Below are 22,479 nucleotides of genomic sequence, written 5' to 3' on the forward strand. Positions count from 1 at the left end.
GACTGGGGACTGGGGACTGGGGATAGGAGACAGGGAACAGTAACCAGTAATAACTGTAAAAACTGTAAACTGTAAACTGTTTAAACCCCCCTCTACACTCGTCACTGATCTAAGAATTCTCCATCAATCCAAATCAAACAAATCAAGCTCTTATTCAGATTTGATCGCAATAATTGTACGATGGCGGGGGTCACTAGCAACAGTGGTTTGATAGTCAAAACCGATTTCTGTTAAAGCGGCTTCCACATCAAAGGTATAATAATCATCAGTCCAGGGTTCGGTACTTTTCATCAGAGTAAACAACACAGGCGGTAAATTCTGAATAACGGGAGATTTTGGATTATTATCAACGATTGCTAAACAGCCACCGGGGCGCAGAATTCTCAAGACTTCTTGAAAGATATTACGAGTAGCTTGACGGGGTAGTTCATGGATGAGAAACTGTAGAGTAACCACATCAAAGGAATCATCAGGAAAGCCTGTATTTTCAGCAAGGGCGTGTTTCCATTCTATTTCGGCTTGAGTATCTTGATATTGAGCGACGGCTAACATATAGGGCGATAAATCTAAACCAATCGTCTGAACATGAGGATTATAATTTTGTTTAAGATAATCATGTAAACTTCGGGTAGAAATTCCCACTGAACAGCCGATATCTAAGACATTATTAACAGATTGAGGGAGATATTTTCCAAGAACTTGATGAAAGCTATAACGTAATCTTTCGTGGGCGGTTTCCCAACTGAGATTTTCATCTCGCCAAACTCTCAACCCCATTGAATAGGTAGCAGATTCAGCTTCAAATGCAGCATCCCAACCTAAGTTTCCGGTTTCGTAAGCATGAAAAGGTTGTTGATAATAATCAGGATAAATAATAGTTTGATCGCAAATTTTTGAGAATAAACTTTTAACGGTTGAGTCTTCTAATTGTTTGTAATTTTTCCGCCAATAAATGCCGTTTTTTTCGGCTGTTTTAATGAAAACCTGTCTAGCTTGATGTTTCATCACGCTGTAAATGGGAGGCGTTTTAATTAACACATTCACGAAACGAGATAACAAATCTTCACCCGCCCAGTTCGGTTTAATTTTAGTGTTCATCGATCAAAAAAAGAGTAAAAACACACCCGAGAGTTTGATTAATCAAAAATTAATTCACATCGTCACGGATTTGCTAATTATAGGGTTCGAGTTTAGCTCGAATTCCATTTCGGTTTAGCAATTGTATCACCTCCGAGGCTTTAGCACGACTTTCAAAAGCGCCTGCTTGAATAATTGAGCGTCCTTGAACCACCGTGCGAAACGCATCAGGAACAACCGTTCTGACTCGTTGATAAGCCCCCTCACTATTATCCTCGACAACGACACGATACTGTAAACTTCTTAAAGCCGTTGTTAGAGGGGTCAACTGACCGACAGGCGGACTTGCAGAAGGGCCAGTATTTAAACCCGGGGGAAGATAACCTTCGCCACTTAGGGGAATACCAGAACCCGGAACAGGTAACACACCCGACGAAGATAACGCTTGCGGCGGTGAATTTTGGGGCGGATAGGAATTTAACACTTCTCCGGTTTCAGGCGGCGGAACCGCAATAGGAATAGCGGTAGATTCCGAAGCAGAGGTTGAGGAGAGGTTGGAGAGAATTAAAGATCTCCCAGAGGAGTTAGAATTGGCGACAACAGGCGCAGGAGTAGGAGGCGGTGTCGAAATCCCTTGAATTTGGGGTGGGGGAACCGCAATAGACACAGGGCGAGGGGAAGCCGTCGGACGAGGATTTCGGGCTGTTGGGCGAGAAGTGGATGCTTCTGGGATGAATACCGGTAAGGCGGCGCTGCTATTGATAGGAGAAATAGCGGAGGGGTTATTAGCCGAGTCGTGATTAACGCGGTTGGTAAGTTGCTGGGCGATGGGAGAGGGGGCATTCGGGGCGGTATAATTTCCGATGACTTCGACTGAACCAATGGTTTTGGCTGAAGTGAGTTGATTTCCGTAGGCTTGGATGACTTGGGTTTTCGTGCCGTTGTTGACATCATAGCGGCCATTACTGCGGATGACGTTATGACCGGGTTCGGTAGCATTTCCTAAGTCGGGTAACGCCGTAGCGATCGCCACAATTCCATCCCGTTGATTGCGTTCAATATAATTATCTCTTAAAATCGGACGGGCGTTCGCTTGAATCACAATCCCATCTTTGTTAAAAATAATCCGATTTCCAGCGATAAACGGAGCAGCATTTTGGGAGACATTAATTCCAAATCCAGTATTTTGAAATTCATTATTGCGAATTTCTGGGCGAGAGGAACCAAAAACAGTAATACCGTTCGCTCCATTTCCGCTAAAATTATTTTCTTGTATTAACGGCGCACTGCTGCCAACAACCGAAATACCATCATGGGTGCTGCCGCTAAAGGTATTATTAGAGATAATCATTGAAGCCGATTCTACCCATAATCCATAGCCGCGTGGATTGGGATTGGTCACTGTTACCCCGCTAATTCTCGCCCCGTTAGCCCCGAGAACCGCAATGTCTTGTTTGGCTGAGGTGCGACTGGTATAGAAGCCGCCACCATAGATAATAATCGCTTCTCCGCGAGTGTTGGGATTGCCTTGAATGGTAACATTGGGTTTGAGCATTAGGGGAAACTGTTCGCCTGTTTGGGCGCTGTAGGTTCCCTGCGCGAGAAGAATTGCGGTATTGGCTTGAGCGAGATTTAAGGCTTGAGTAATCGTTCTCAACGGAGACTCTTGGGAACCGTTACCCCCATCATCTCCAGTGGAAGCACTCACGTAAATGATGTTAGCAGGGATATTGGGAGACTGAGGGGTTTGATCCACTTGTTGTCTCAGCAACGGTTCTGCTAGAGTCGGAGCGGCATCTAGGTAAAGGCTCAGACTGGCGATCGCAACGACTAAAAACGACAAACGCTGAAATTTTACACTCAATGGCAGGTGAACCGACTCACAGTTGAGGTTAGACCCATGAAGTTTGAGAGCGCGGGAGTTCAAAGGTTTAGAACAACGATTGATGCACTCAGACGATTGATGATCGAACTTGATCAGATGCGAGGTCGATTCACAGTTGCGGTGGGATGGTGAACTCACGGCTTTTCTCCGACAAACTGTAATAGAAGTGCAAAATCTAACAAGAAATTGGATTGGCGTCAATTGACACTTCCCAAAATTTATTCGGGGGAATCTTCTTTCTAAGATTTGACGTTCATGGACTGATCGCAATCAGCCAACAAGACGATCAAATCTCCCTTGATCGTTCCGCTTGGCTCTCCCGTCAGGTTAGAATCTAGCTTAATCAAGGGTTTCAGCCTGAGCCATCCCTGAAAATTGTATCGGCTGATCCTTTGAATCCCAGCCTCCGAGAGAACCCCGATTGCTACACAAATTACCGTAGCACCGTACCACAAAATAGCAGGTTCATACTATTAGATCCTAAAAAAGTTGCAAAAGTTAACCGTTCGCCCCTGACTCTGAATTTACAGGGGAATGCCTCAAAGCCCTGTCCCGACACCAAAAACAATTTTGGTGCGAGTATTCGCGCTTCATTAAGATCAAAAGTCGGTACGGAAAAGCCATCTTCAGAATAGGCCATTTTACTAAAAATTCAACAGATTCAAGAACTCTGTAAAGTTTTATTTAAACAAGTTAGACTTTTGCTTATAACTATGTTTAGATATTTGTAGTGAGTTGGGATTGAGCTAAACGCTCTTCCACTAGCCAATTTAACAAACCAGTCATTTAAAGTGACCGTCTGTTGGAGCATCTAGCCAACATAGGATTGTGCATAAATCAAACTAATCCCTTGTTTTAAAGACAATGTTATGATAGTCTTTTTTCAAAGATTAGACTTAGAGTAGACTGGGTTTGATTACCTTACATTCAAGGTGAAAACCCAGCTAGCAATAGATGTAAAAGAACGACTCTATGCTGATTAGTATTTGGAATAAATACGTTTAAATGCTAGAGAAATTAAGTACCATCTCCCAAGGAGATAGTAGTATTTGTGTGGCTGTTTTGGATGGTCCTGTTGACCAAAATCATCCTTGCTTCCAAGGCGCTGATTTAACCTATCTTCCCACCTTGGTTCAAGAGGCTCCTAGAATTGATGGCAATATGTCCATGCACGGAACCCACGTTGCCAGCATTATCTTTGGGCAACCGGGCAGCCCAGTGCAGGGAATCGCTCCCCATTGCAAGGGGATAATCGTGCCGATCTTTGCCGATGACCGCCGCAAGACTTCCCAGTTAGATTTGGCTCGGGGAATCGAGCAAGCCGTCAATGCTGGAGCCCACGTGATCAACCTCAGTGGAGGTCAACTGACTGACTTTGGCGAAGCCGATGGCTGGCTAGAGAATGCCGTTCGTCTGTGCAGACAAAATAACGTCTTGCTGGTCGCTGCGGCGGGGAACAATGGTTGCGATTGCTTACACGTACCCGCAGCCTTGCCATCTGTGCTAGCGGTCGGGGCGATGGATGGGAATGGCAAAGCCCTGGACTTTAGCAACTGGGGCGAAACCTACAAAAACCAAGGAATCCTTGCCCCTGGCAAAGACATCCTGGGGGCGAAACCGGGTGGTGGCACCCACCGCCTGAGTGGGACAAGTTTAGCCAAGCCGATTGTCTCCGGTGTAGCAGCAGTGTTACTCAGTCTTCAAAGAACGGATGGCTCCGGTAGAAATGGACAGCATCTTGGTTCCGCCAGACCCCTACGATCCCCGTCAGATGGTTGAACACCTCGATCGCAACCCAGACGAAAGCCGTTCGTTGATCTGGACGTTGAGCCTGGATGGAGACACGATCTATGTCCTAGAGCCAACAGGAGCGTTTTCAGACCAGATCTACGAGATGTTTGTGCTGATGTTGGCGGGTCAACTGGAACCAGAAAGCAGTGATGAATTTGTAGAACGAATTAGCATCCCCGCCCGACAAACTAACCGCAAAGTTGAACTATTCTCTGGTCAGGTTGTGCCAGTCGTGAAGGTACATGATATCCGAGGAATGTACGGCTGGAAAGTGAATACCCTGGTCAACGCGGCGATGGCGGCGATCTCTCGTCAGGTGGACGAAGCTCAAGAACCTCTGGTGCGACAAGCTCTGACTTCGTTCCTGAACCGAGTTTACAACGATCTCCGCAATGTGGGGCAGACTTCGCGCGATCGCGCCCTCAACTTCGCCGCCACCAACATCTTCCAAGCGGCTTCCGTCTTTGCGAAAGCGATCGCTGAACGTCGGCAACTCGACACCATTAAAGTCGAAAAAAGCCCCTTCTGTCGCATCAACAGTGACTGTTGGGATGTCAAGCTTGAGTTTTTCGACCCGGAAAGTAGTCGTCGGGGGCGCAAAGTTTTCCGTTTTACCCTTGATGTGGTGCTTCAGATGCCAGTAACTTTAGGTGAGGTGAAAAGCTGGTCATTGCCGTCTGAGAGAGTTGCATTTAAAGCTGATCCAAATCAATAAAATATTAGCTAATTTTAGATGGAACTCAGTTCCGAGACAAGCGATCGCAAGGTTTCTTTCATTTGCTCAGTCGTCGTTGTCGCCGTCCCAAACTGACGTACCACCAAACTCGCGGCTAAATTCCCTAAAATAGCCGCTTCCCGCATCGAAGCCCCCCTACACAACCCCAGCGTTAACGCTGCAACCACCGTATCCCCCGCTCCGGTGACATCAAACACATCTGTGCGGTTGAAAGCCGGAACATGGGATAAAATCGGACTGCTATTGTCTGAACGAGAAAACAGACTCATCCCATCTTCACCGCGAGTAATCAAAATATGAGCGGCTTGGGTGAGTTTCAACAAGTCCTCTCCGGCTTGAGCGAGGGTGTGATCATCCGTTATCGAGTATCCCACCGCCAGTTCCGCTTCAGGCAGGTTGGGAGTAAACACACTCGCCCCCGGAAACCGATGTAAATCCTTCTGTGTATCCACCACCGTCAAAGGATGAGACAAAGCCGCTTTAATCGTCCCAGGCGTGAGAACCCCATCCCCATAGTCCGAACAAACCACCGCATCTACAGTCCCCAGTTGTTGGCGAATATAGTCAGCCAATTGTAACTGTAAGTCCGCATCCGGTAAATCATCAGATTTGCGGTCAATTCTGACAATTTGTTGCGTCACCGACTGGCGGGCATGACCGGAAATGCGAGTTTTCGTCACCGTCGGGCGATGAGGGTCTAGCAACATTCCCCCAGTGTCAATTCCCGCTTGCTCAAAAATTCGCCGCAAAGCCAAACCCTGTTCATCCTCACCCACAAAACCCGCGACTTTCACCGTTGCACCCAGTTTCGCCAGATTATACACCGCATTCGCCCCACCTCCGGGAATCTGGCGAGTCGCTTCATGTCTGAGAATTAACACCGGCGCCTCACGAGACAGACGTTCCACCTGACCCGTGAGATATTCGTCTAGGGTTAAATCTCCCACAACTAAGACTTTGGCTTGAGAAAATTGATCCAACCGTTGCGTGAGTGGGTCTGCCGTCGCACTCAGTTGGGTGAGAAAAGAAGCATCTAGAGTCATAACGCGAATCAGGGAATGAACATTGAATTTTAGCAGTTCCCCTCTCAGGCTTAAGAGGGCTTTTTTTGTTTGAGAACAAAAGCCTTGAGTTGAACAAGTTGTTTTTTGAGGGCGTTCATCTCCGCTTGCATCTTGACCATTTGCTGTTCTAAGGCTTGAATTTTCGCCGCGTCAGCCGTTGATAGCGCTCCTGGAGTTACAGCAGGTGCAGCACTCGGTTGGGGTTCTCGGACTTTGTTCGCCTTGGCAAAAGCTGACTTGATCGCCTCGATCAGTTGCTTTTTCTCAAAGGGTTTTTCGATAAACTCAAAATACTCAAACGGTTCAGCAATTTTTTCAGTGACCTCCTCTTTACGACCCGACATTAACACTAATGGAATTTTCCGCAGATCATTATGAGCTTGGATCTGCTGGAACACTTCCCAACCGCTCAACTTGGGTAACAGGAAATCCAACATAATCAAGTTGGGGTGTTCCTGATGAACCAGTTCGAGTCCTTCTTTACCGTCTTTGGCTTCTAAGACGTCAAAGTTACCCGGAGGCAGCATTTCCCGAACTCGCACTCGAATAACTTTGCTATCATCAATAACCAGGATTTTCCGACCTGCCACGACTGACTCCCTGTGATGAGTTAAGTGTTCCTCTTTGAGTCTATTGTGACTCATAGCTTAGAACTCTACCCGAGTTCTTTTCATACATTAGAGTAATCTGGATCAGCCTCAAAGGGCAAAATAGATAAGATTTTAACTTGGAATATGTCAACCCCAACTCACTCCCCGTCTACACCTCAGCCTCAACCTAATTCCCTACGATCAACTGTGGCGGCGATGCCAGACTGGTTGCGGCGTCCGATTGGAAAAGCCAGTGAACTGTCTGAAGTTCAGCGTATTATCAAACAGCGCCACATTCATACCATCTGTGAGGAGGGACGTTGCCCAAATCGGGGAGAATGTTATGCCAATGGTACGGCGACTTTTCTGCTAATGGGGCCGACTTGCACCCGTTCCTGTGCCTTTTGTCAAGTGGATAAGGGTCATGCTCCTATGCCGTTAGACCCGGATGAACCCCAAAAGGTTGCCGAAGCGGTAAAGCTTCTTGGGTTGCGTTATGTGGTGTTGACTTCTGTCGCCCGAGATGATTTAACCGATGGCGGTGCAGCTTGGTTTGTCGCCACGATGGAGGCGATTCGGCAACATAACCCCCAAACCGAGATTGAAGTCCTGACGGCGGATTTTTGGGGGGGACAGGGTGGGGGTGATCCCAGTGAACTCCAATATCAACGCATTGCCACTGTCGTTGCCGCTCAACCCGCTTGTTATAACCATAATGTCGAAACCGTCCGACGTCTACAAGCAACGGTTAGACGGGGTGCTAAGTATGAGCGATCGTTGGATGTGTTGAGAATTGTTAAAAAACTGGATTCAACTATTCCCACAAAGTCCGGATTAATGTTAGGACATGGAGAAACCGAAGCGGAGATTCTTCAAACCCTTGAAGATCTCCGATCAATTGAATGCGATCGCCTGACTCTGGGTCAATATATGCGTCCGTCTCTAGCACATTTACCTGTGCAGAAATATTGGACTCCAGCCGAATTTGAACGGTTCGGTGCGATCGCTGAAGAAATGGGGTTTTCTCATGTGCGATCAGGCCCACTTGTTCGCAGTTCTTATCATGCTGGAGAAATAGACTGATCTTGCTTAGGAAAGAGATTGATCCCCATTTGTCGGAAAATGATCTCATCTATGCTTTAATAAAGTCATCGAATTGGGAATTAAGTTTATGACAAAGAGTCAATCCAAAGCACCTTACACTTTTCGCGCTTTCTGGGCTATCTTACTTTTAGCAATCAACTTTTTGGTGGCCGCTTACTACTTCCATATCATCCAATAGTTGGAAACGCTGTTAATTTTTGATTTAATAAATTGGTGCTGCTCCCGATTTCGGATTGAATTTGATCAAAATGAATTGTAGAGCAGCACTTTAAGGATTTTCAATCTCTTGCTGTTTTTAGGTTTCGGTCTGAGATTCGATCTGGTCAACACGCTGCTGAAGTTGTTGAAAATCTTGTTTGAGTTCAATCACCAGTGTTGCTAATCGATCAAACATCGGATCACCAGACATTAAATGCGATCGCGGATCGGGCGGAATATTTTCAACAGGCGGAACTTCAACAATATTAACCGAGGGAGAAGATCGTGATCTTAAACCGCTAATTTCCCCTCTCAATTGACCGATTTGAGTTTCTAAGCGCCGAATCCGAAATTCCAGTTGAGAGTTGGTAGAAGCCTGAGCCGAAGAAAATAATTGCCAAACTATCAAAATGGTTACAAAGGCAAGACTCAAGCGGAGAATAGTACGAGATTTTAAAAGGTTTTTCATCATTGTTTGGGTTGAGAAATGACAACAAAAATGTCTCTTGGTTTTAAGAGATTGATCATTTGAGTGAATGGTAAAGACAATGACCCAAAAAAATGTTGCGATCTTGATCTATAATGATGTCGAAGTTCTAGACTTTGCAGGCCCGTTTGAGGTTTTTTCTGTGACCTCAGAATCCGATGAAAATCAACCGTTTCAGGTGTACACCGTTGCGGAAACCCAAGATGCAATTCGCGCCAAAAATGGGCTGAGTGTTAATCCCGAATATACGTTGGCTGATTGCCCCTCTCCTCATATTGTAATCATTCCGGGCGGAATTGGCAGTCGAGAAGCGATGAAGCGATCGCCGATTTTAGATTGGGTTAAAACCTGTTCTCAAGATGCTGAGTTCGTGATGTCCGTTTGTACGGGTTCTTTAATTTTAGCAAAAGCAGGTTTACTTGAGGGTTTAAAAGCAACCACTCATCACCAAGCCTTTGACTTACTGCGAGAAATTGCACCCAATACAACAGTTGTCGAAAATCAACGGTTTGTGGAGGAAGACAAAATTCTCACCTCGGGGGGAATTGCCGCCGGAATAGATTTGTCGCTGTATGTGGTGGCAAAACTCTTAGGTCAAGAAGTCGCTTTAAACACTACAAAATACATGGAATATCACTGGACACATCCCCTTTAAATTAAGTAAATCTTTGTGTCGAACGTGGTTTGGGTTTTTATTCAAGAAACGAGATGGTGCAGCCTATTGATATTATAATCCTTTCTAACGGCCCTGGAGAACTCACAACCTGGGTTCGTCCAGTGGTTGAGGCATTGCGAAAACAGTTAGGAAATCAAGGGGAAAAGGTGAGAATTTCTCTCATCCTTTCGCCTTGTCCTCATGCTACCGGAAAAGAAGTGGCGATCGCAAGTTCTTATCCAGAAATTGATCGGGTTCAGAGTGCAGACTATTTTTGGCAATTTTTATTATCAGGAAAAACCGCCGAAAATTGGGACTGGTATCCTCAAGGTGTGGTTGTTTTTTTGGGGGGCGATCAATTTTTTACCGTAATCACAGCAAAACGCTTAGGCTATCGGAGTGTGATTTATGCCGAATGGGATGGGCGTTGGTGGCGATGGATAGATAGTTTTGCGGCGATGAATGCTAAGGTGATTGAAGCAATTCCCAGTCAATATTCTGCTAAATTTAAGATTGTTGGGGATTTAATGGCGGATGTACAGTTGAGGCAAAATCAACAACTGGGGTTAGAGTTTTTCAGCGATCGCCATCTTGAATTAATTGGGTTGTTACCCGGTTCAAAACCTGCAAAATTAGCGCAAGGTGTGCCGTTAACCTTAGCGATCGCCCAATATTTACACAATAAACGACCTCAAACTTGCTTTATGATTCCCGTCGCCCCGACGTTAGAATTATCAACGTTAGCGCAATTTGCCGATCCAAAGTTTAATCCTATTGTAGCACAAATCGGTGATTTTAAGGCAATTTTACAGGATGCTAATCCGCCTTATTTTCAGTTAGAATCGGGTTTAAAAATTTACTTGTACACTGAAACCCCTGCTTATGGGTTGTTGTCTCAATGTCGGTTGTGTTTAACAACAGTTGGGGCGAATACGGCTGAATTAGGGTGTTTAGGCGTGCCAATGATTGTATTGATTCCCACCCAACAATTAGATGCGATGCGGGCTTGGGATGGAATACCGGGGCTGTTAGCGAATTTACCCTTAGCAGGTTCAATGTTTGCAAAAGCGATCAATTGGATGGTATTAAAACAGGGGAAACGGTTTGCTTGGCCGAATATTTGGGCGAAAACGGAAATTGTCCCGGAGTTAGTTGGAAAGTTAGAAGCGAAAACAGTGGCGGAGTTAGCGTTAGATTATTTACAAAATCCCGAAAAACTACAACAAATGCGCGATCGTTTAATTCAAGTTCGAGGGGAACCGGGAGCGGCGGAAAAGTTGGCAAAAATAGTGTTAGAACAAGTTGAATTTGAGGTAAAATAGAGTAGAATAGAAATGGATGGCGATCGCTTAAGATTTGCTAGAGGTGATCGATGATAAAATAAGGATAAGCTGTTCGTCATTGAAACCCGATTATTGAACAGATTAAAAACCGGATAGTGCGACCATCTTGGTCGCTAGCCTTACCAAATCTAAATGTATAACAGCTTATATAGTTTTTCAAAAAATAGTTTTTAAAATGAATTAGGTCAAGCTTTAAACCTTAAAGAACTATCCAGCAAGCGAGACGCTTGCACTGGGGTTTACATCTGAGACGATGTAAATCGTATTCAATTCTTATTCTCCTCTGCTTGACTAACCCTGATGTTCTACAGTATCGGGCATTTGTTGAATTATTTCCATTGTTTTGACGCTAAGAGTGCAGACTCTTTGTAATAGATCGATCACTTGTTCTTTGTAGTCGGCAAATTTGTAGGTGTTGAATTTTTCGCCGATGGTGGGGTCGCGGGGTGTCTTTTCTTTGTATTGATCGAGTATCCATTCCAAAGCGGAACGGTTGCCAAGTTTGTACTCCCAGGCGATCGCCGGAACGCCGATGAGTTGGGTATTTTCATCAAGGATAATTATGCCTTTTATTTTGTCGGCTTTGAGTTTGGGTTTGGGGGTGGCTTTGCTCTTGAGTTCCCTGCGGGTTAAGCCGTAGGGTTCGATGGTTTCATAGTTGAGGTGCAAATTCATTAATGCTTTACCCCAGTTTACCCATTGATGGAAGTTCGGATAGAAGGGGAGGCGGGGAAATTCGCGTTTGAGGTTGAGTTCGTATTTGCTACGGTAGGCGGGATGGTGAAGGACGGCGTAGGTGTAGTGGAAGATGTCGAGTTTGCTGATCTGATCCCCCCTGCCCCCCTTGTCAAGGGGGGTGTCCGCAGGACGGGGGGATTTATAGTGGGTTTGGAATTGGGTTAAACCCCAGTCGGTGATGTTGTCAAGGCGGTTCCCATTTTCATCGTAGCGGTACAGAGCAACTCCATGTGAACCACGAGAACCTATACCGGCATCGAATAAGTAACCAGAAGACTGAACAACAAAAGGAACTTGTTTGTGAATTGTTAGACAAATTGCCAGATTTTCGCGTTCATCGCTTGCTCCTGGGAAGAATTGTAAGATTGCACCATGCTCATCGACAAAGATATCTGAATTGTATAAATATTGAGGTGTAAAAGGTCGATATTGAAATTTTACAATTCGCTGAGGATCAAATTCTTCTTTTAATCCTCTAGAGTAATCTCTCTTCAAATTCCTAGACCATTTGATTCTATTGTCATAGTTGTTATCATCTGTCTCTTTCTTTTCCTGATTGAATAAATCAGAAAAAAACCTGATTTTATCTTGTAAGTTCTTTGGTGAAGGATCTACAACCCACTCATCCCTATTAGTCGAAATACCTATGGAAAAAATTTTAAAAAGAGCGCATTCCTCATTTTCTATTTTAGCTTTTTTCGTTTCCTCATTAGCTAGCGGTACTAGATCACTAAAATTGCTATCTCCTAAATTAAGCCAGTTGTTTTCTTGATCGGGTTGAATAGGGTTAAAGGAAATCTGCTCAAATTTAGTAATTGCTAAAAACTTATTCTTTTCATCAGCCGTTTGAAATTCTGGTCTTCTCGAATAATAAATTCTACAAGGGCTACCTTGAGAAGGTTTTTTAATCATAAAGCTAATTGCCACACCTGCCTGAATACCAAAAACATTATTTTTAGTTCCTGAAAGCTTTGGATTGGCTCGAACATTACCACCCAAATCAATTATATATATGTCGCTGAACTCTTGAGCAACAACTTTTCTAAAACCATCAGCTTCATCAGAATCTATAAAATTTGAATTGGTAATAAAAGCCAGTATCCCATTATCACCTAATCGATCTGTAGCCCATCTATAAAATCGAGAGTACATATCATAGCGCTTAGTTTTCTTAGCTCTGCTGTATTTGATATATGTCTCTTTAATTCGTTTATCTACCTCGGGATATTTTCGATTTTGATTATCGTCATTTTCATTTTCTTGATTAGCATTATAAGGCGGATTACCAATAATCACTGAAATTGTCCGACTATTTTGTTCTTTAATTCTGGCTGTATTCTGCACGCTCATGGCAAACAGATCAAGCTGCTTCCCGGCAAACCCGCAATGATCCAAAGTATCCACCAAACAAATATTTTGAAACTCCTCGTATTTCCCCATCTTTTGCTGGTAGGTAAACTCGATATTCAAATTGGCAATATAATAGGGTAAAATCGCCACCTCATTACAGTGAATTTCATGCTTGTACTTATGCTCCAACTTATCAGCCGGTAAATATTCAATCAATTCCGTCACATAAGTACCCGTACCCGTACAAGGATCGAGAATCTCCACCCCCGGATCGCTCAACAACTTCCCAAAGTGCTTGTGTACTAAATAATCCGCACTTTCAATCATAAAGCGGACTATTTCATTGGGTGTATAAACAATCCCCAACCGATCCGCCGCTTTCGGATTATACGCCTTGTAAAAATTCTCGTAAACCGCCTTAAGAAACTTCTGCTTTTCGTGGTGGTTGGCGATATTTTCCGACTTGCGACGAATCACCGCATAGTAATGTTCGATGCTTTTAAGCGTGTTTCTGCGGGTGGCTCCGGTGAAAAAAGTGTTGACAATCTCCGAGATTTCTCGGCCAATATTATTTTCCCGATGAAACTGCGACTCGTGGAAAATATTGGTAAAAATATCCTCCGTGAGAATGTGTTGAATCAGCATTTCATGGATGTCAAAAATCTCAATTTCCGGGTTAATTGACTGGCGACAAACCTCTAAAAAACTGTTGCGGCGTTCCCGAAATGTTGTATTACTGGCTTCCTGTTGTGTTATAATCTGTCGTAAGGCTTCTATAATGTGGGGAATGTCTTCTTTGAATTTGGCGATCGCGGAGCGAAAGTCCCGAACTTCCGGGCGTTCGTAGTCTACAAAGGTTGAGATCAGCCCATCGAGCGCTTCGGAATCCCGCATCGAAACCCGCAACTGTTCCCGACTGTGCTGAATCAGAACGGCGGTTTGGGAGTCTTCAAAGAGAATATTTTCGTCGGGATAGCCCAACTCCAGTTTTTTCTCGATCTCTTCATCGAGGTGATCATACTGGTCTTTGCTCTCCCACCAGCCATGCTCCAAGCGGATGGCATCTTTAACCGTACCATCGGGAAAAACGGTAGTGTTGAACTTGGTTTTGAATTCCAGTTCGGGAATCAGCAGATAGCTGCGGGGTTTGCAATACTCATTCAGCAGACGTTCAAAGGCGTTGCGAATGCTGGTTTCCTTGCGAGAACCCCCATAGCGAATGATTTTTTCAACTTCTGCGTGATATTGCGTTATCAGCAATCTGGACATAAAGCGACTCCCGAAATTATGAAGCCTGGGCTAATTAAGGGCTGATGCTCAGTATTCCAGCTCATTTTAACGCACTCGGTCTACTATTCTTACCTTTTTCTTTCAAAATACCCTACATTTACATGAGTTGAGATTGAAAGTTTCAATTTTCTGAGGATTGATTATCTGCTTTAACTCTCTTCAAAAAAATAGCCTGACACCAGTCAATATCCTGTCCAACTCTAAACATGACATAATCAATACCATAGGCACTCCAGTAACTAATTACTTGTCCGGTTAGTCCTTGGGTGCTATTAATTCGCTCAACGGTACAACCAAGGGGAAATTTTTGAGCGGTGGGACAATCTTTCCACTGTTTGAGTTGTTGGATATATTCCCGTTTCTCTGGGGACAGCAACTCCCAAGCCTCCCGTTTCCAGTCGGGGTATGCTTTTCCGAGAGCCTCAATTTCTTTCCAGGTTTGGGCTGTTGTTAGTAATTCGGCGAGTTGTTGGGGGTTTTGGAGTTCCCAGCGAGAAAGGGGAAGGGCAGTCATAGCGATTTCTACACCATAGATAGGGTTATTGACAAATTCACTTTGCTCAGACTGTAAATATAGCGTGTTAGAGCGGCTGTGAATGTAAAATTAAACGCGGCAATCTCAGATTTCCCCAGAAGGTCGTCAGAGAGTGGCTTCTGTGGGGAGAAACCGGATTTTTGCTGCAACGAAGTCCCGAGTTGAGGCTAGGGACAATTAACGTTTGGCCTCTTCTAGCATCATCCACCGACTCAGGGATTGACCCCGAGCCTGCTGATTGAGAACCTGTTGGGGTTGTTTGAGGGTTTCGCAACCGGGATAAATGGTGCGTTCTCCGGGACGAATATGAATCCAGCCTAAATCTTGCAGGCGACAAACCAGATTGGAGATGCTGACGCCCAATTCTTGACGGAGTTCATAGAGGTGTGACCATTTTGTTAAGTCTCGACTGAGGCGTTTCTGCTCCATAATATAGCGCGGCATCAACAAACAACTGGCAAAATATTGAGCTTGCCATTCTATGGAGGCGATTTGAGCGATGCTACTCTGGGAGCGACAAACAAAGGGTTCTTCGACGTCTGTGGCGGCTTGGAGAATCGCTTGATGGTTCACGTGTAAGACCCAATGGCCGATTTCGTGGGCGAGGGTTGATTCGATGAAGCCTTGAGGTTTGTTGAGAATATTTTCGTTAATCTCAATCAGTCGTTCTCTCGGTAAAATTCTCGCAGCAATCGCCCCTTGTTCGTCCGGTTCTATAACATCCCAAACAACGCCTAAATCGAGAAAATCAGCCACTAAAGAGCCATCAAACGGCCAATTCGGAGCAAAATGTGTTGTCGTTTGCATCTGTTCTAGGATGCGGTTGGCAAGGCATTCAATAAACGCCTTTGTGTGAAAACGGTATGGTTTTAGTAAGTTCACTTCTTATTTTTCCTCCCGTGCATAAAACATCTATCCGGCTGCAAAAACTGACGAGATTGAACCGGATAAAAACGAGAAATTTAACTCACTTTTTATCGATAAAAATATAAAGTTTTGATTCTTAAAATTTGGTTTTTATTTGTTGACAAAAACCCTTGAGAGTTGTAGCACAGTCTAACCCCAGTTCACAGTGAAGAATTGCTGAATCACTGTTATTAAATTCATATATAGTTTGTAACACATTTCAGCAAAGTTGTCAAGCGTATTGACTCGTACCCTTGGCATGATGTCCAGTTGATCAAGGCTTAGAACTAAAGCATGGTGTAATACATTTTTATTACAAATTCTCCAAAATTACGGCAAATTGTCCCTCTCTCATCTAATGTTGATTAAAAAAAGTTGAATCAAAATCTATTTTGAACTCAAGCAACTTGAACCCATGAAAAAAGGTTTGCAGAGAGGATGCAAACACTTAATTTAAACGATGATTGAGTGAGAGTTTATTGGAAGCTTTGAGCAAGATCATCGGTTTTAGCTGCCATAATAAAATCATTGCGATGCAATCCAGAAATTGTATGCGTCCACCAAGTAACGGTTGTTTTTCCATATTCAGTGGTAATTGCTGGGTGATGTCCTTCTGCTTCGGCTGCATTTCCGACTTGATTTGTAAAGTCTAAAGCGGTTTTAAAATCGGGAAATTTATAAGTTCGCTGTAAACGAGTTTCGCCTTGGCTATCAATTAAATCCCATTCAGGAATTTGCGGTTTAAGCTGTTGAATTTCTTCTTGAGTTACGGGTTTTGCATCTGCGGTACAGGCTTCACATTTTTGTTCGGTGAGTTGTGCCATAATAGCCTCCTAAAATGTTTGAGAATAAAAAGATAAAGTCAGAAATTAGCCCATTTAATTTCTAGGATTACTTATAATATTAAGTAACTTATCAAGTTCTAGGATAGATCCTCAAAATATAAACCGGGATCTTCCTAGAGGAATAGATTTAATACTCTCAAGTCAGAGAACTCCGGGGACAATTTAGGCTGGTTGTCGTTTTTTGATGGGTTTAACCATTTTCCTCGCTGGGCGCATCATTTTGCTAGCGGAATACAATTTCTGATCCTACCCGAAGCTATTATTCAAACATTTCAAACATTTTCAAACATTTTCAAACCGTTTTGAAGATCAGTAGAAATACGTTCCTAAAATATTGAGAAATAGGAATTGGGGTATCTGTTGGCACACGGTCAGCAGAACCTCTCAACTAAAAAAAGAAGAAAAACACAAAGACACGAAGACACAAAGAGGGAAAATTGTTGTCGTTAGCGTGTCTTTTTTTATCATTAGATATCATCAATATCTGTGAAGATTTATGTGTCTAACTCCGTAAAAAATTTAGAGTTGACTTGATATTCATCTCAGTGACAATCTCTTAAACATAATCAACCTCATCAAATTTTATAATTAAACTCGTTACTTTTTCCCGTCTGTATTGTACCTTAGAAAGAGAACAGATTTGATAAAAATTTCAGAGGTCAACCATGAATGATCAATTTCCAGAAAACTTTATTTGGGGTGCGGCAACTGCATCTTATCAAATTGAAGGCGCAACCCGAAAAGATGGGCGTTTACCGAGTGTTTGGGATACCTTCAGCGCCACACCCGGACGAGTTTTAAATGGAGATACCGGAGAAGTTGCTTGCGATCATTATCATCGCTATGAAAGTGATATTAAATTGATGGCTAAACTGGGGGTTAAACATTATCGGTTTAGTATTGCTTGGCCTAGAATTGTTCCCAACGGACGAGGAGAAATTAATCAAGCCGGAATCGATTTTTATCAACGTTTAGTAGACTGTTTACTTGAACATAAAATTACCCCCCATGCAACTTTATTTCACTGGGATAGTCCTCAAGCTTTAGAGGATTTATATGGGTCTTGGCGGAGTCGAGAAATCGCCCAAGATTTTGCAGATTATGTTAGTATTGTTGTGAGTCGGTTAGGCGATCGCATTACCCACTGGATAACGATTAATGAAATTCCCTGTTTTACCCATCTCAGTTATGCGGTAAATAGCGATCCGCCTCACGCGCCCGGAACTCGTGTAAGTCGCATCAAAGACATTTGGCAAACCTCTCATCATGCGTTACTTGCACATGGTCTAGGGGTGCAAGCTATTCGCGCTGCTTCCCCGGTTGCTTGTTCGGTTGCATTGGTGGATAATTGGGCGGTAACGGTTCCTATTATAGAATCATCTGAACATATTTTAGCAGCAAAAAATGCCTTTCCCCTTTGCGGACAAAATGGCGGAATATTGTTTCCGGCGTTAACGGGAAATTACAGTCCAATTTTGTTAGAAATTTTAGGCGAAAATGCACCGGATATTCAACCGGGAGATTTAGAAATTATTCATCAACCGTTAGATTTTTTGGGATTTAATGTGTATTCTGCAACTTATGTTAGGGCGGCTAATAATAAACTAGGTTTTGAATTTTTAGGTTTACCCAAAGGTTATCCTCGAATGAATATGCCTTGGTTAAATATTGTCCCCGAATCAATTTATTGGGGAATTCGCCATATTAGCGAAACGTTAAACCAGCCCAATTTACCAATATTAATTACCGAAAATGGATGCGCCGCCCAAGATGAATTAAACCAACAAGGAGAAGTCATCGATAGCGATCGCATTTTCTATTTGCGTCAACATTTTAATTCGGCTTATCGGGCGGTTTCAGAAGGATATCCTTTGAAGGGTTATTTTGTGTGGAGTTTGATGGATAATTTTGAATGGGCGTGGGGGTATGATCGCCGATTTGGTTTAGTTTATATTGATTATCCCACTCAACGCCGCATTCCTAAAATGAGTTTTAATTGGTATGCTGAATGTATTCGTCAAAATCGAGTGGTTTAACGGTTCCAAAGCGCAATCATTCTCAATTGATAAAAACCAGGGATTCTGTCACTTTTACCGCTTCTTATGGACTAATATTATTGCAGTTTTGTACAAACTGGGATGCTCCCTGATCAGAGAAAGACGAGAAGAGAACCGTAGCGACAGGCGGTGTCTTTTTCGGTTATGAATAAGTCTCCTATCTTTTTAGCTAGGGTTTCGTCACCGAAGTAATAACTGTTGCCAGATTGAAATATCATGCGTCGTTTGATGCTATCTTCTGGATCATGGATACTGGAGCGTAGTTGGCGAGGATCTGGATTGGATTTATCAAGTTTGACTATCATTAATGATTGCAGTTCTTCTGGTTGAAACATTGCTTGCAGAATTGAGTAGCGCAGGATTTCTGGGTTGTTGAAGAACTTGCCTACAGTGCGACCTTTTGCATCGGTGTAAGCGGCATCGAAAACGGGAATTTTGAGTCCTTCTTCGGTGGCAATTGTGGCGATCATGAGTTGATTTCTCCTAATATTTATTGTTGAAAAGGTATGGCGGGACTATCTAAGCGTTAACAGGTTTAAACCTGGTCAGGTGTTGACCGTTGGTAGTGTTTTTGAGGTGATTGAAATGGGACTAATGGTTGATGCGATCGCCAGTCCGGTTTTATTTTAAGAGGAGGATAAATACCCGTTTGTCTGCCCCCATAGCGTTCCGGCGGATTTAATTGGACAGATCAGGGAGAATTATTGCAGAATGGGAGAATATGGACTTCGATGAACAAACTCAGGCTGACCATAGATATATCAATATGGTTTAAGCTGGGGATTTTTTCTATGAGCGGTGGTAGCCGATCTTTAAGTCCAAAAGGACAAAAAATATTTATAGGAAAAGTTAGGGTTAGGCATGGTTAATAATGAAACAACAAGCACGACTTTAACAGCATCTGAACTCAGTCTACTATCTGATTTAGATGAGTTAAGAGGTGCTTGGCAGGAAATTTATCCTCAGCAAGCAGAAGGCGGTTTACAGGCTTTGAGTGGATTTGATCATCAATTTCTGTTGACACTGCTGAAAATTGTTCGTCAATGGAAAAAAGCTTCTGAAGCCGAGCGCCAAGACCCGAATACATCTCATGAAGTTCTCGCTGAAGCCATTTCAGACATTACTGAAGCCGGTAAATTTGTTACTTTGACACAAGTCAAACAAACTCTTTCCGATAGTGCAGTTTCTAAAGCACTTGAAGAATTTTGGTTAATTTTTAACCTAGCCTCTGAACGTACACCTAACTTACTAAAACACTTACGTTTTGTAATCTCTGGCAAATTTGAAGGTAATAGGAATATCAATGACATTATTAAAGGGTGGAAGACTAAAACGAAAGATATAGACTCCAAAAAACTTAATGAATTTAAAGCGCGTGTCAATCATGAACTTATTGCGGAACCGAGAACAGACTTAACGGCTGAGTTAGAAAATCTTTCACGGGATGAGGATACAGAAACAACTATTGGACGATGGTTGGGCTATCTTCTTCAACTTGGTTCAGGCTTATCTCCTGAGCGTATAAGCGCTCTTATATGGCGGGAACTCATAAATGATAAAAGCTTGGAAGCATTTCGAGCAACACTGGCAAGATTATTAAGCCAATCGCGCTATCGACTTCGTGGCGTTCGACATACACTCGGTGGCAGTCTGTCTCTACCCAGGATAGATTTACTTTCACAGCTACAAGCATCTGTACTCACGAAGCGGATCACCCTTCTCATCGGGTCATCGGGATCTGGAAAATCAGCACTTTGCAAGTTGGCTATGCAAACAAGCTTTCAAGACTACACGCGCTTGTTTCTCCATCCCTCTGACATTATTTCCTTCACAGAAACTCCAGACTCCACATCTAGCCGAGATACAAGACGTATTGATGAACTGCTAGCAGCTCAGGTAATTGAGAAACCCATCATCATCATAGATGATCTGAGTGATGTCAATGAGCAAAGCTTTGATTGTGTACTTAACCTCCTTCAAAATGCTCTAGCTAACGAAAGATCAACGGATGTGCGCTTTGTACTCGTGGCACATACAGATGCTGAATCCAGAGTTCTCGAAAAAATTGTTGCTCGACTTGGCACAGAAGTTTTTATAAATGTTGTTAAGCTTCCACAACTACCTATAAACGATCTTCAGTCATCCAATGCTTTACCAGGCGATGTTGCGAGCCTTGTTCAACGCGCTGATAATTTTGGCCCTGCTTTAAACCTTAAGCTTCTTGACTGGCTGATTAGTAGCATTCAACCGGATAATATCAATGTTTCATCCTTCAAAAATGACTTAGACCTACTCGCTTGGTTTTGGCGCTCTCATGTGGGAGATAGCCACGAAGCCAGTGAAGAAGGTCGTGTCTTAATTAAAACAGCCATTTCATTAGCCGATAAATTTACTCCCGATCTGTCTCTTTATGACTCTGGGATTGAATCCAAAATCCTATATACCCTGGTGCGACGAGACTGTCTTCGAGTTGTAGAGGAAAAAGTAGCTGTCACACACCGTTTTGTAGGAGATTGTGCAAGATTTCGTTACCTTCTGGGGAAAAGACGTGAACTAGAAGCTAGTGAGCTTGCAGCGAAGTCGGGAAATCCTCTTTGGTCGCAGCCAGTGCGCTGGTTTGCTTTGTATCTTGCGATGGAATCAGAAGAGACTGAAACATGGCAGGAATTGCTTCAAGAAGCAAAGAAAGGTAATCATTTACAGCTTATTGACTTGCTTCTCGATGGCGCGATCTTGAGCAGACAGCCAAGCTCAGTTCTGCAAGGCTGTTCCGGCGAACACCTTCCTTTTTTCATCCAGCGTCTTATCTCTCGTCTTCTAGCGATCGCAACTGAGCCGATTCCTGATTACTTTGGAGTTTTCCAGTCAATGTCCGCAAGCCAAAGGCTTATGTTACACGAACGTACAATTGGAACTCCAAAAGTATATTTGTGGGAACCTGTTTGGCGTTGGCTTTTAGCGCAGAATCAAGAGGCTTTGATAAAAAACTCTAAGTTAATTTTTAAAGCAGCAGAAGCTTGCCTTAACTGGGGCGTTTCAGAAACATTCCCACTGCGGGGTCACATTGCAGAACTAATTGTTGATTTGGCTCATAGGGTATTGCTACCCGATCCCGACCAAGAAAAACGGTACTGGTTACATGATTCCTCATCCGTAGCTTTTGCCTGTATCATCTTTACCAGGAAATTGCGAAAAGCCCCTACCTTCAGGTATGGGGATGGATAGCAGTGAGTCGAAGACGAACAAGTTGTTATCCAAGTTTGTCCGTGATAAGATAACTCTATGATAGTTAGAGAAACGAAGTTATTGAACGGTTCCAAGTCTCAATATGAAAGACTTGACGAAGCCATAAGGACTGCACAGTTCATCAGGAACAAGGCAGTTAGACTATGGCGAGATGAACGGGATGTGGATAAATCTCGAATTTCTCGTTTGTGTAAAGAGTTGGCGAAAGAATTTTCTTTTGCTAAAAAACTGAACTCAATGGCGCGTCAAGCTTCGGGTGAAAGGGCTTGGAATTCAATCTCTAGTTTCTACCGTCGTTGTAGAGAGGGAACGAAGAAAAAAGGCTATCCTCAATTCAAAAAACATTGTCGTTCAGTTGAATACAAAACAACTGGCTGGAAACTGTCATCCGACTGTAGATCTATTAATTTTACAGATGGTTTCAAGGCGGGTAAATTCTCTCTTTTCTGCAATTTAGATGTTAGAAAAGATCTTCTAACCTTAAAAATCAATCGAGTTAGGGTAGTGAGACGAGCCGATGGATATTATGCTCAATTTTGTTTTGATGCAAATCGCTCTGAGCCTGGAGACTATACCGGAAAA

At 43.4% G+C, this 22,479-nt stretch carries 19 protein-coding genes; 9 read left to right on the forward strand and 10 right to left on the reverse strand.

The window, feature by feature from the left end:
- Positions 1 to 150: 150 nt before the first annotated feature.
- Both WN50_RS26620 and WN50_RS26625 read right to left on the reverse strand, forming a co-directional pair.
- Positions 151 to 1,098 carry a class I SAM-dependent methyltransferase gene (locus WN50_RS26620; protein WP_046276663.1) on the reverse strand — a complete coding sequence of 316 codons (948 nt, stop codon included), beginning with the start codon at positions 1,096 to 1,098 and terminating at the stop codon, positions 151 to 153.
- A gap of 73 nt (positions 1,099 to 1,171) precedes the next feature.
- Positions 1,172 to 3,004, reverse strand: a complete 1,833-nt coding sequence (locus WN50_RS26625) for a DUF1565 domain-containing protein (protein WP_235441143.1) — start codon at positions 3,002 to 3,004, stop codon at positions 1,172 to 1,174.
- Between the two features lie 963 nt (positions 3,005 to 3,967).
- Here WN50_RS26625 and WN50_RS37205 point away from each other — a divergent pair.
- Positions 3,968 to 4,741: a S8 family serine peptidase gene (locus WN50_RS37205; protein WP_342586787.1), complete on the forward strand. Its 774-nt coding sequence runs from the start codon at positions 3,968 to 3,970 to the stop codon at positions 4,739 to 4,741.
- The gene (locus WN50_RS37210) at positions 4,674 to 5,468 is read left to right on the forward strand and encodes a PatA/PatG family cyanobactin maturation protease (RefSeq protein ID WP_342586788.1); all 795 of its coding nucleotides are present in this window, start codon (positions 4,674 to 4,676) and stop codon (positions 5,466 to 5,468) included. Before WN50_RS37205 ends, WN50_RS37210 begins: the two co-directional genes overlap by 68 nt.
- 14 nt (positions 5,469 to 5,482) lie before the next feature.
- Here WN50_RS37210 and WN50_RS26635 read toward each other — a convergent pair whose 3' ends face one another.
- Positions 5,483 to 6,532, reverse strand: coding sequence for a bifunctional heptose 7-phosphate kinase/heptose 1-phosphate adenyltransferase (locus tag WN50_RS26635; RefSeq protein ID WP_046276664.1), 1,050 nt, complete (start codon positions 6,530 to 6,532; stop codon positions 5,483 to 5,485).
- Between the two features lie 50 nt (positions 6,533 to 6,582).
- Entirely contained in the window at positions 6,583 to 7,143 is a 561-nt protein-coding gene (locus tag WN50_RS26640; RefSeq protein ID WP_046276677.1) for a response regulator, read from the reverse strand.
- A 144-nt stretch (positions 7,144 to 7,287) separates the two neighbouring features.
- On the opposite strand from WN50_RS26640, the gene lipA reads away from it, so the two are divergent.
- On the forward strand, positions 7,288 to 8,226 hold the full coding sequence (lipA, locus tag WN50_RS26645; RefSeq protein ID WP_046276665.1) for a lipoyl synthase: 939 nt from the start codon (positions 7,288 to 7,290) through the stop codon (positions 8,224 to 8,226).
- 88 nt (positions 8,227 to 8,314) lie between these two features.
- On the forward strand, positions 8,315 to 8,425 hold the full coding sequence (gene psaX, locus WN50_RS32865; protein WP_072075644.1) for a photosystem I protein PsaX: 111 nt from the start codon (positions 8,315 to 8,317) through the stop codon (positions 8,423 to 8,425).
- A 117-nt stretch (positions 8,426 to 8,542) separates the two neighbouring features.
- Here the strand turns inward: psaX and WN50_RS26650 are convergent, their stop codons facing one another.
- Positions 8,543 to 8,917 carry a hypothetical protein gene (locus tag WN50_RS26650; RefSeq protein ID WP_049561290.1) on the reverse strand — a complete coding sequence of 125 codons (375 nt, stop codon included), beginning with the start codon at positions 8,915 to 8,917 and terminating at the stop codon, positions 8,543 to 8,545.
- A 76-nt stretch (positions 8,918 to 8,993) separates the two neighbouring features.
- On the opposite strand from WN50_RS26650, the gene WN50_RS26655 reads away from it, so the two are divergent.
- Complete coding sequence (locus tag WN50_RS26655; RefSeq protein ID WP_046276667.1) at positions 8,994 to 9,587, forward strand: DJ-1/PfpI family protein; 594 nt, start codon at positions 8,994 to 8,996, stop codon at positions 9,585 to 9,587.
- Positions 9,588 to 9,640: 53 nt separating this feature from the next.
- Positions 9,641 to 10,909, forward strand: coding sequence for a glycosyltransferase family protein (locus WN50_RS26660; protein ID WP_046276668.1), 1,269 nt, complete (start codon positions 9,641 to 9,643; stop codon positions 10,907 to 10,909).
- A 312-nt stretch (positions 10,910 to 11,221) separates the two neighbouring features.
- Here the strand turns inward: WN50_RS26660 and WN50_RS26665 are convergent, their stop codons facing one another.
- From WN50_RS26665 to WN50_RS26680, 4 genes are all read right to left on the reverse strand, one after another.
- On the reverse strand, positions 11,222 to 14,287 hold the full coding sequence (locus tag WN50_RS26665; RefSeq protein WP_046276669.1) for a type ISP restriction/modification enzyme: 3,066 nt from the start codon (positions 14,285 to 14,287) through the stop codon (positions 11,222 to 11,224).
- A 142-nt stretch (positions 14,288 to 14,429) separates the two neighbouring features.
- Complete coding sequence (locus tag WN50_RS26670; protein WP_046276670.1) at positions 14,430 to 14,822, reverse strand: hypothetical protein; 393 nt, start codon at positions 14,820 to 14,822, stop codon at positions 14,430 to 14,432.
- Between the two features lie 198 nt (positions 14,823 to 15,020).
- Positions 15,021 to 15,725, reverse strand: a complete 705-nt coding sequence (locus tag WN50_RS26675; protein ID WP_046276671.1) for an ImmA/IrrE family metallo-endopeptidase — start codon at positions 15,723 to 15,725, stop codon at positions 15,021 to 15,023.
- Positions 15,726 to 16,225: 500 nt separating this feature from the next.
- Complete coding sequence (locus WN50_RS26680) at positions 16,226 to 16,573, reverse strand: 4a-hydroxytetrahydrobiopterin dehydratase (protein WP_046276672.1); 348 nt, start codon at positions 16,571 to 16,573, stop codon at positions 16,226 to 16,228.
- A 686-nt stretch (positions 16,574 to 17,259) separates the two neighbouring features.
- Between WN50_RS26680 and WN50_RS26685 the strand changes: the two genes are divergently transcribed.
- Positions 17,260 to 18,630 carry a GH1 family beta-glucosidase gene (locus tag WN50_RS26685; protein WP_046276673.1) on the forward strand — a complete coding sequence of 457 codons (1,371 nt, stop codon included), beginning with the start codon at positions 17,260 to 17,262 and terminating at the stop codon, positions 18,628 to 18,630.
- A 113-nt stretch (positions 18,631 to 18,743) separates the two neighbouring features.
- Here the strand turns inward: WN50_RS26685 and WN50_RS26690 are convergent, their stop codons facing one another.
- Positions 18,744 to 19,121, reverse strand: coding sequence for a hypothetical protein (locus WN50_RS26690; protein ID WP_046276674.1), 378 nt, complete (start codon positions 19,119 to 19,121; stop codon positions 18,744 to 18,746).
- Positions 19,122 to 19,512: 391 nt separating this feature from the next.
- Between WN50_RS26690 and WN50_RS26695 the strand changes: the two genes are divergently transcribed.
- Both WN50_RS26695 and WN50_RS26700 read left to right on the forward strand, forming a co-directional pair.
- Positions 19,513 to 21,876, forward strand: a complete 2,364-nt coding sequence (locus WN50_RS26695; RefSeq protein ID WP_046276675.1) for an ATP-binding protein — start codon at positions 19,513 to 19,515, stop codon at positions 21,874 to 21,876.
- Positions 21,877 to 21,933: 57 nt separating this feature from the next.
- Positions 21,934 to 22,479, forward strand: a 546-nt coding sequence (locus tag WN50_RS26700) for a transposase (protein ID WP_049561295.1), incomplete at its 3' end; no start/stop codon positions are given.

This window comes from Limnoraphis robusta CS-951, from assembly GCF_000972705.2.

Bases quoted from the DNA above. Each gene is read 5' to 3' on its own strand.
- WN50_RS26665 (WP_046276669.1), bottom strand. From the start codon at position 14,287: ATGTCCAGATTGCTGATAACGCAATATCACGCAGAAGTTGAAAAAATC.
- WN50_RS26685 (WP_046276673.1), top strand. From the start codon at position 17,260: ATGAATGATCAATTTCCAGAAAACTTTATTTGGGGTGCGGCAACTGCA.
- lipA (WP_046276665.1), top strand. From the start codon at position 7,288: ATGTCAACCCCAACTCACTCCCCGTCTACACCTCAGCCTCAACCTAAT.
- WN50_RS26655 (WP_046276667.1), top strand. From the start codon at position 8,994: ATGACCCAAAAAAATGTTGCGATCTTGATCTATAATGATGTCGAAGTT.
- WN50_RS37210 (WP_342586788.1), top strand. From the start codon at position 4,674: ATGGCTCCGGTAGAAATGGACAGCATCTTGGTTCCGCCAGACCCCTAC.
- WN50_RS26660 (WP_046276668.1), top strand. From the start codon at position 9,641: ATGGTGCAGCCTATTGATATTATAATCCTTTCTAACGGCCCTGGAGAA.
- WN50_RS26695 (WP_046276675.1), top strand. From the start codon at position 19,513: ATGGTTAATAATGAAACAACAAGCACGACTTTAACAGCATCTGAACTC.
- psaX (WP_072075644.1), top strand. From the start codon at position 8,315: ATGACAAAGAGTCAATCCAAAGCACCTTACACTTTTCGCGCTTTCTGG.
- WN50_RS26690 (WP_046276674.1), bottom strand. From the start codon at position 19,121: ATGATCGCCACAATTGCCACCGAAGAAGGACTCAAAATTCCCGTTTTC.
- WN50_RS26650 (WP_049561290.1), bottom strand. From the start codon at position 8,917: ATGATGAAAAACCTTTTAAAATCTCGTACTATTCTCCGCTTGAGTCTT.
- WN50_RS26680 (WP_046276672.1), bottom strand. From the start codon at position 16,573: ATGGCACAACTCACCGAACAAAAATGTGAAGCCTGTACCGCAGATGCA.
- WN50_RS26635 (WP_046276664.1), bottom strand. From the start codon at position 6,532: ATGACTCTAGATGCTTCTTTTCTCACCCAACTGAGTGCGACGGCAGAC.
- WN50_RS26620 (WP_046276663.1), bottom strand. From the start codon at position 1,098: ATGAACACTAAAATTAAACCGAACTGGGCGGGTGAAGATTTGTTATCT.
- WN50_RS26670 (WP_046276670.1), bottom strand. From the start codon at position 14,822: ATGACTGCCCTTCCCCTTTCTCGCTGGGAACTCCAAAACCCCCAACAA.
- WN50_RS37205 (WP_342586787.1), top strand. From the start codon at position 3,968: ATGCTAGAGAAATTAAGTACCATCTCCCAAGGAGATAGTAGTATTTGT.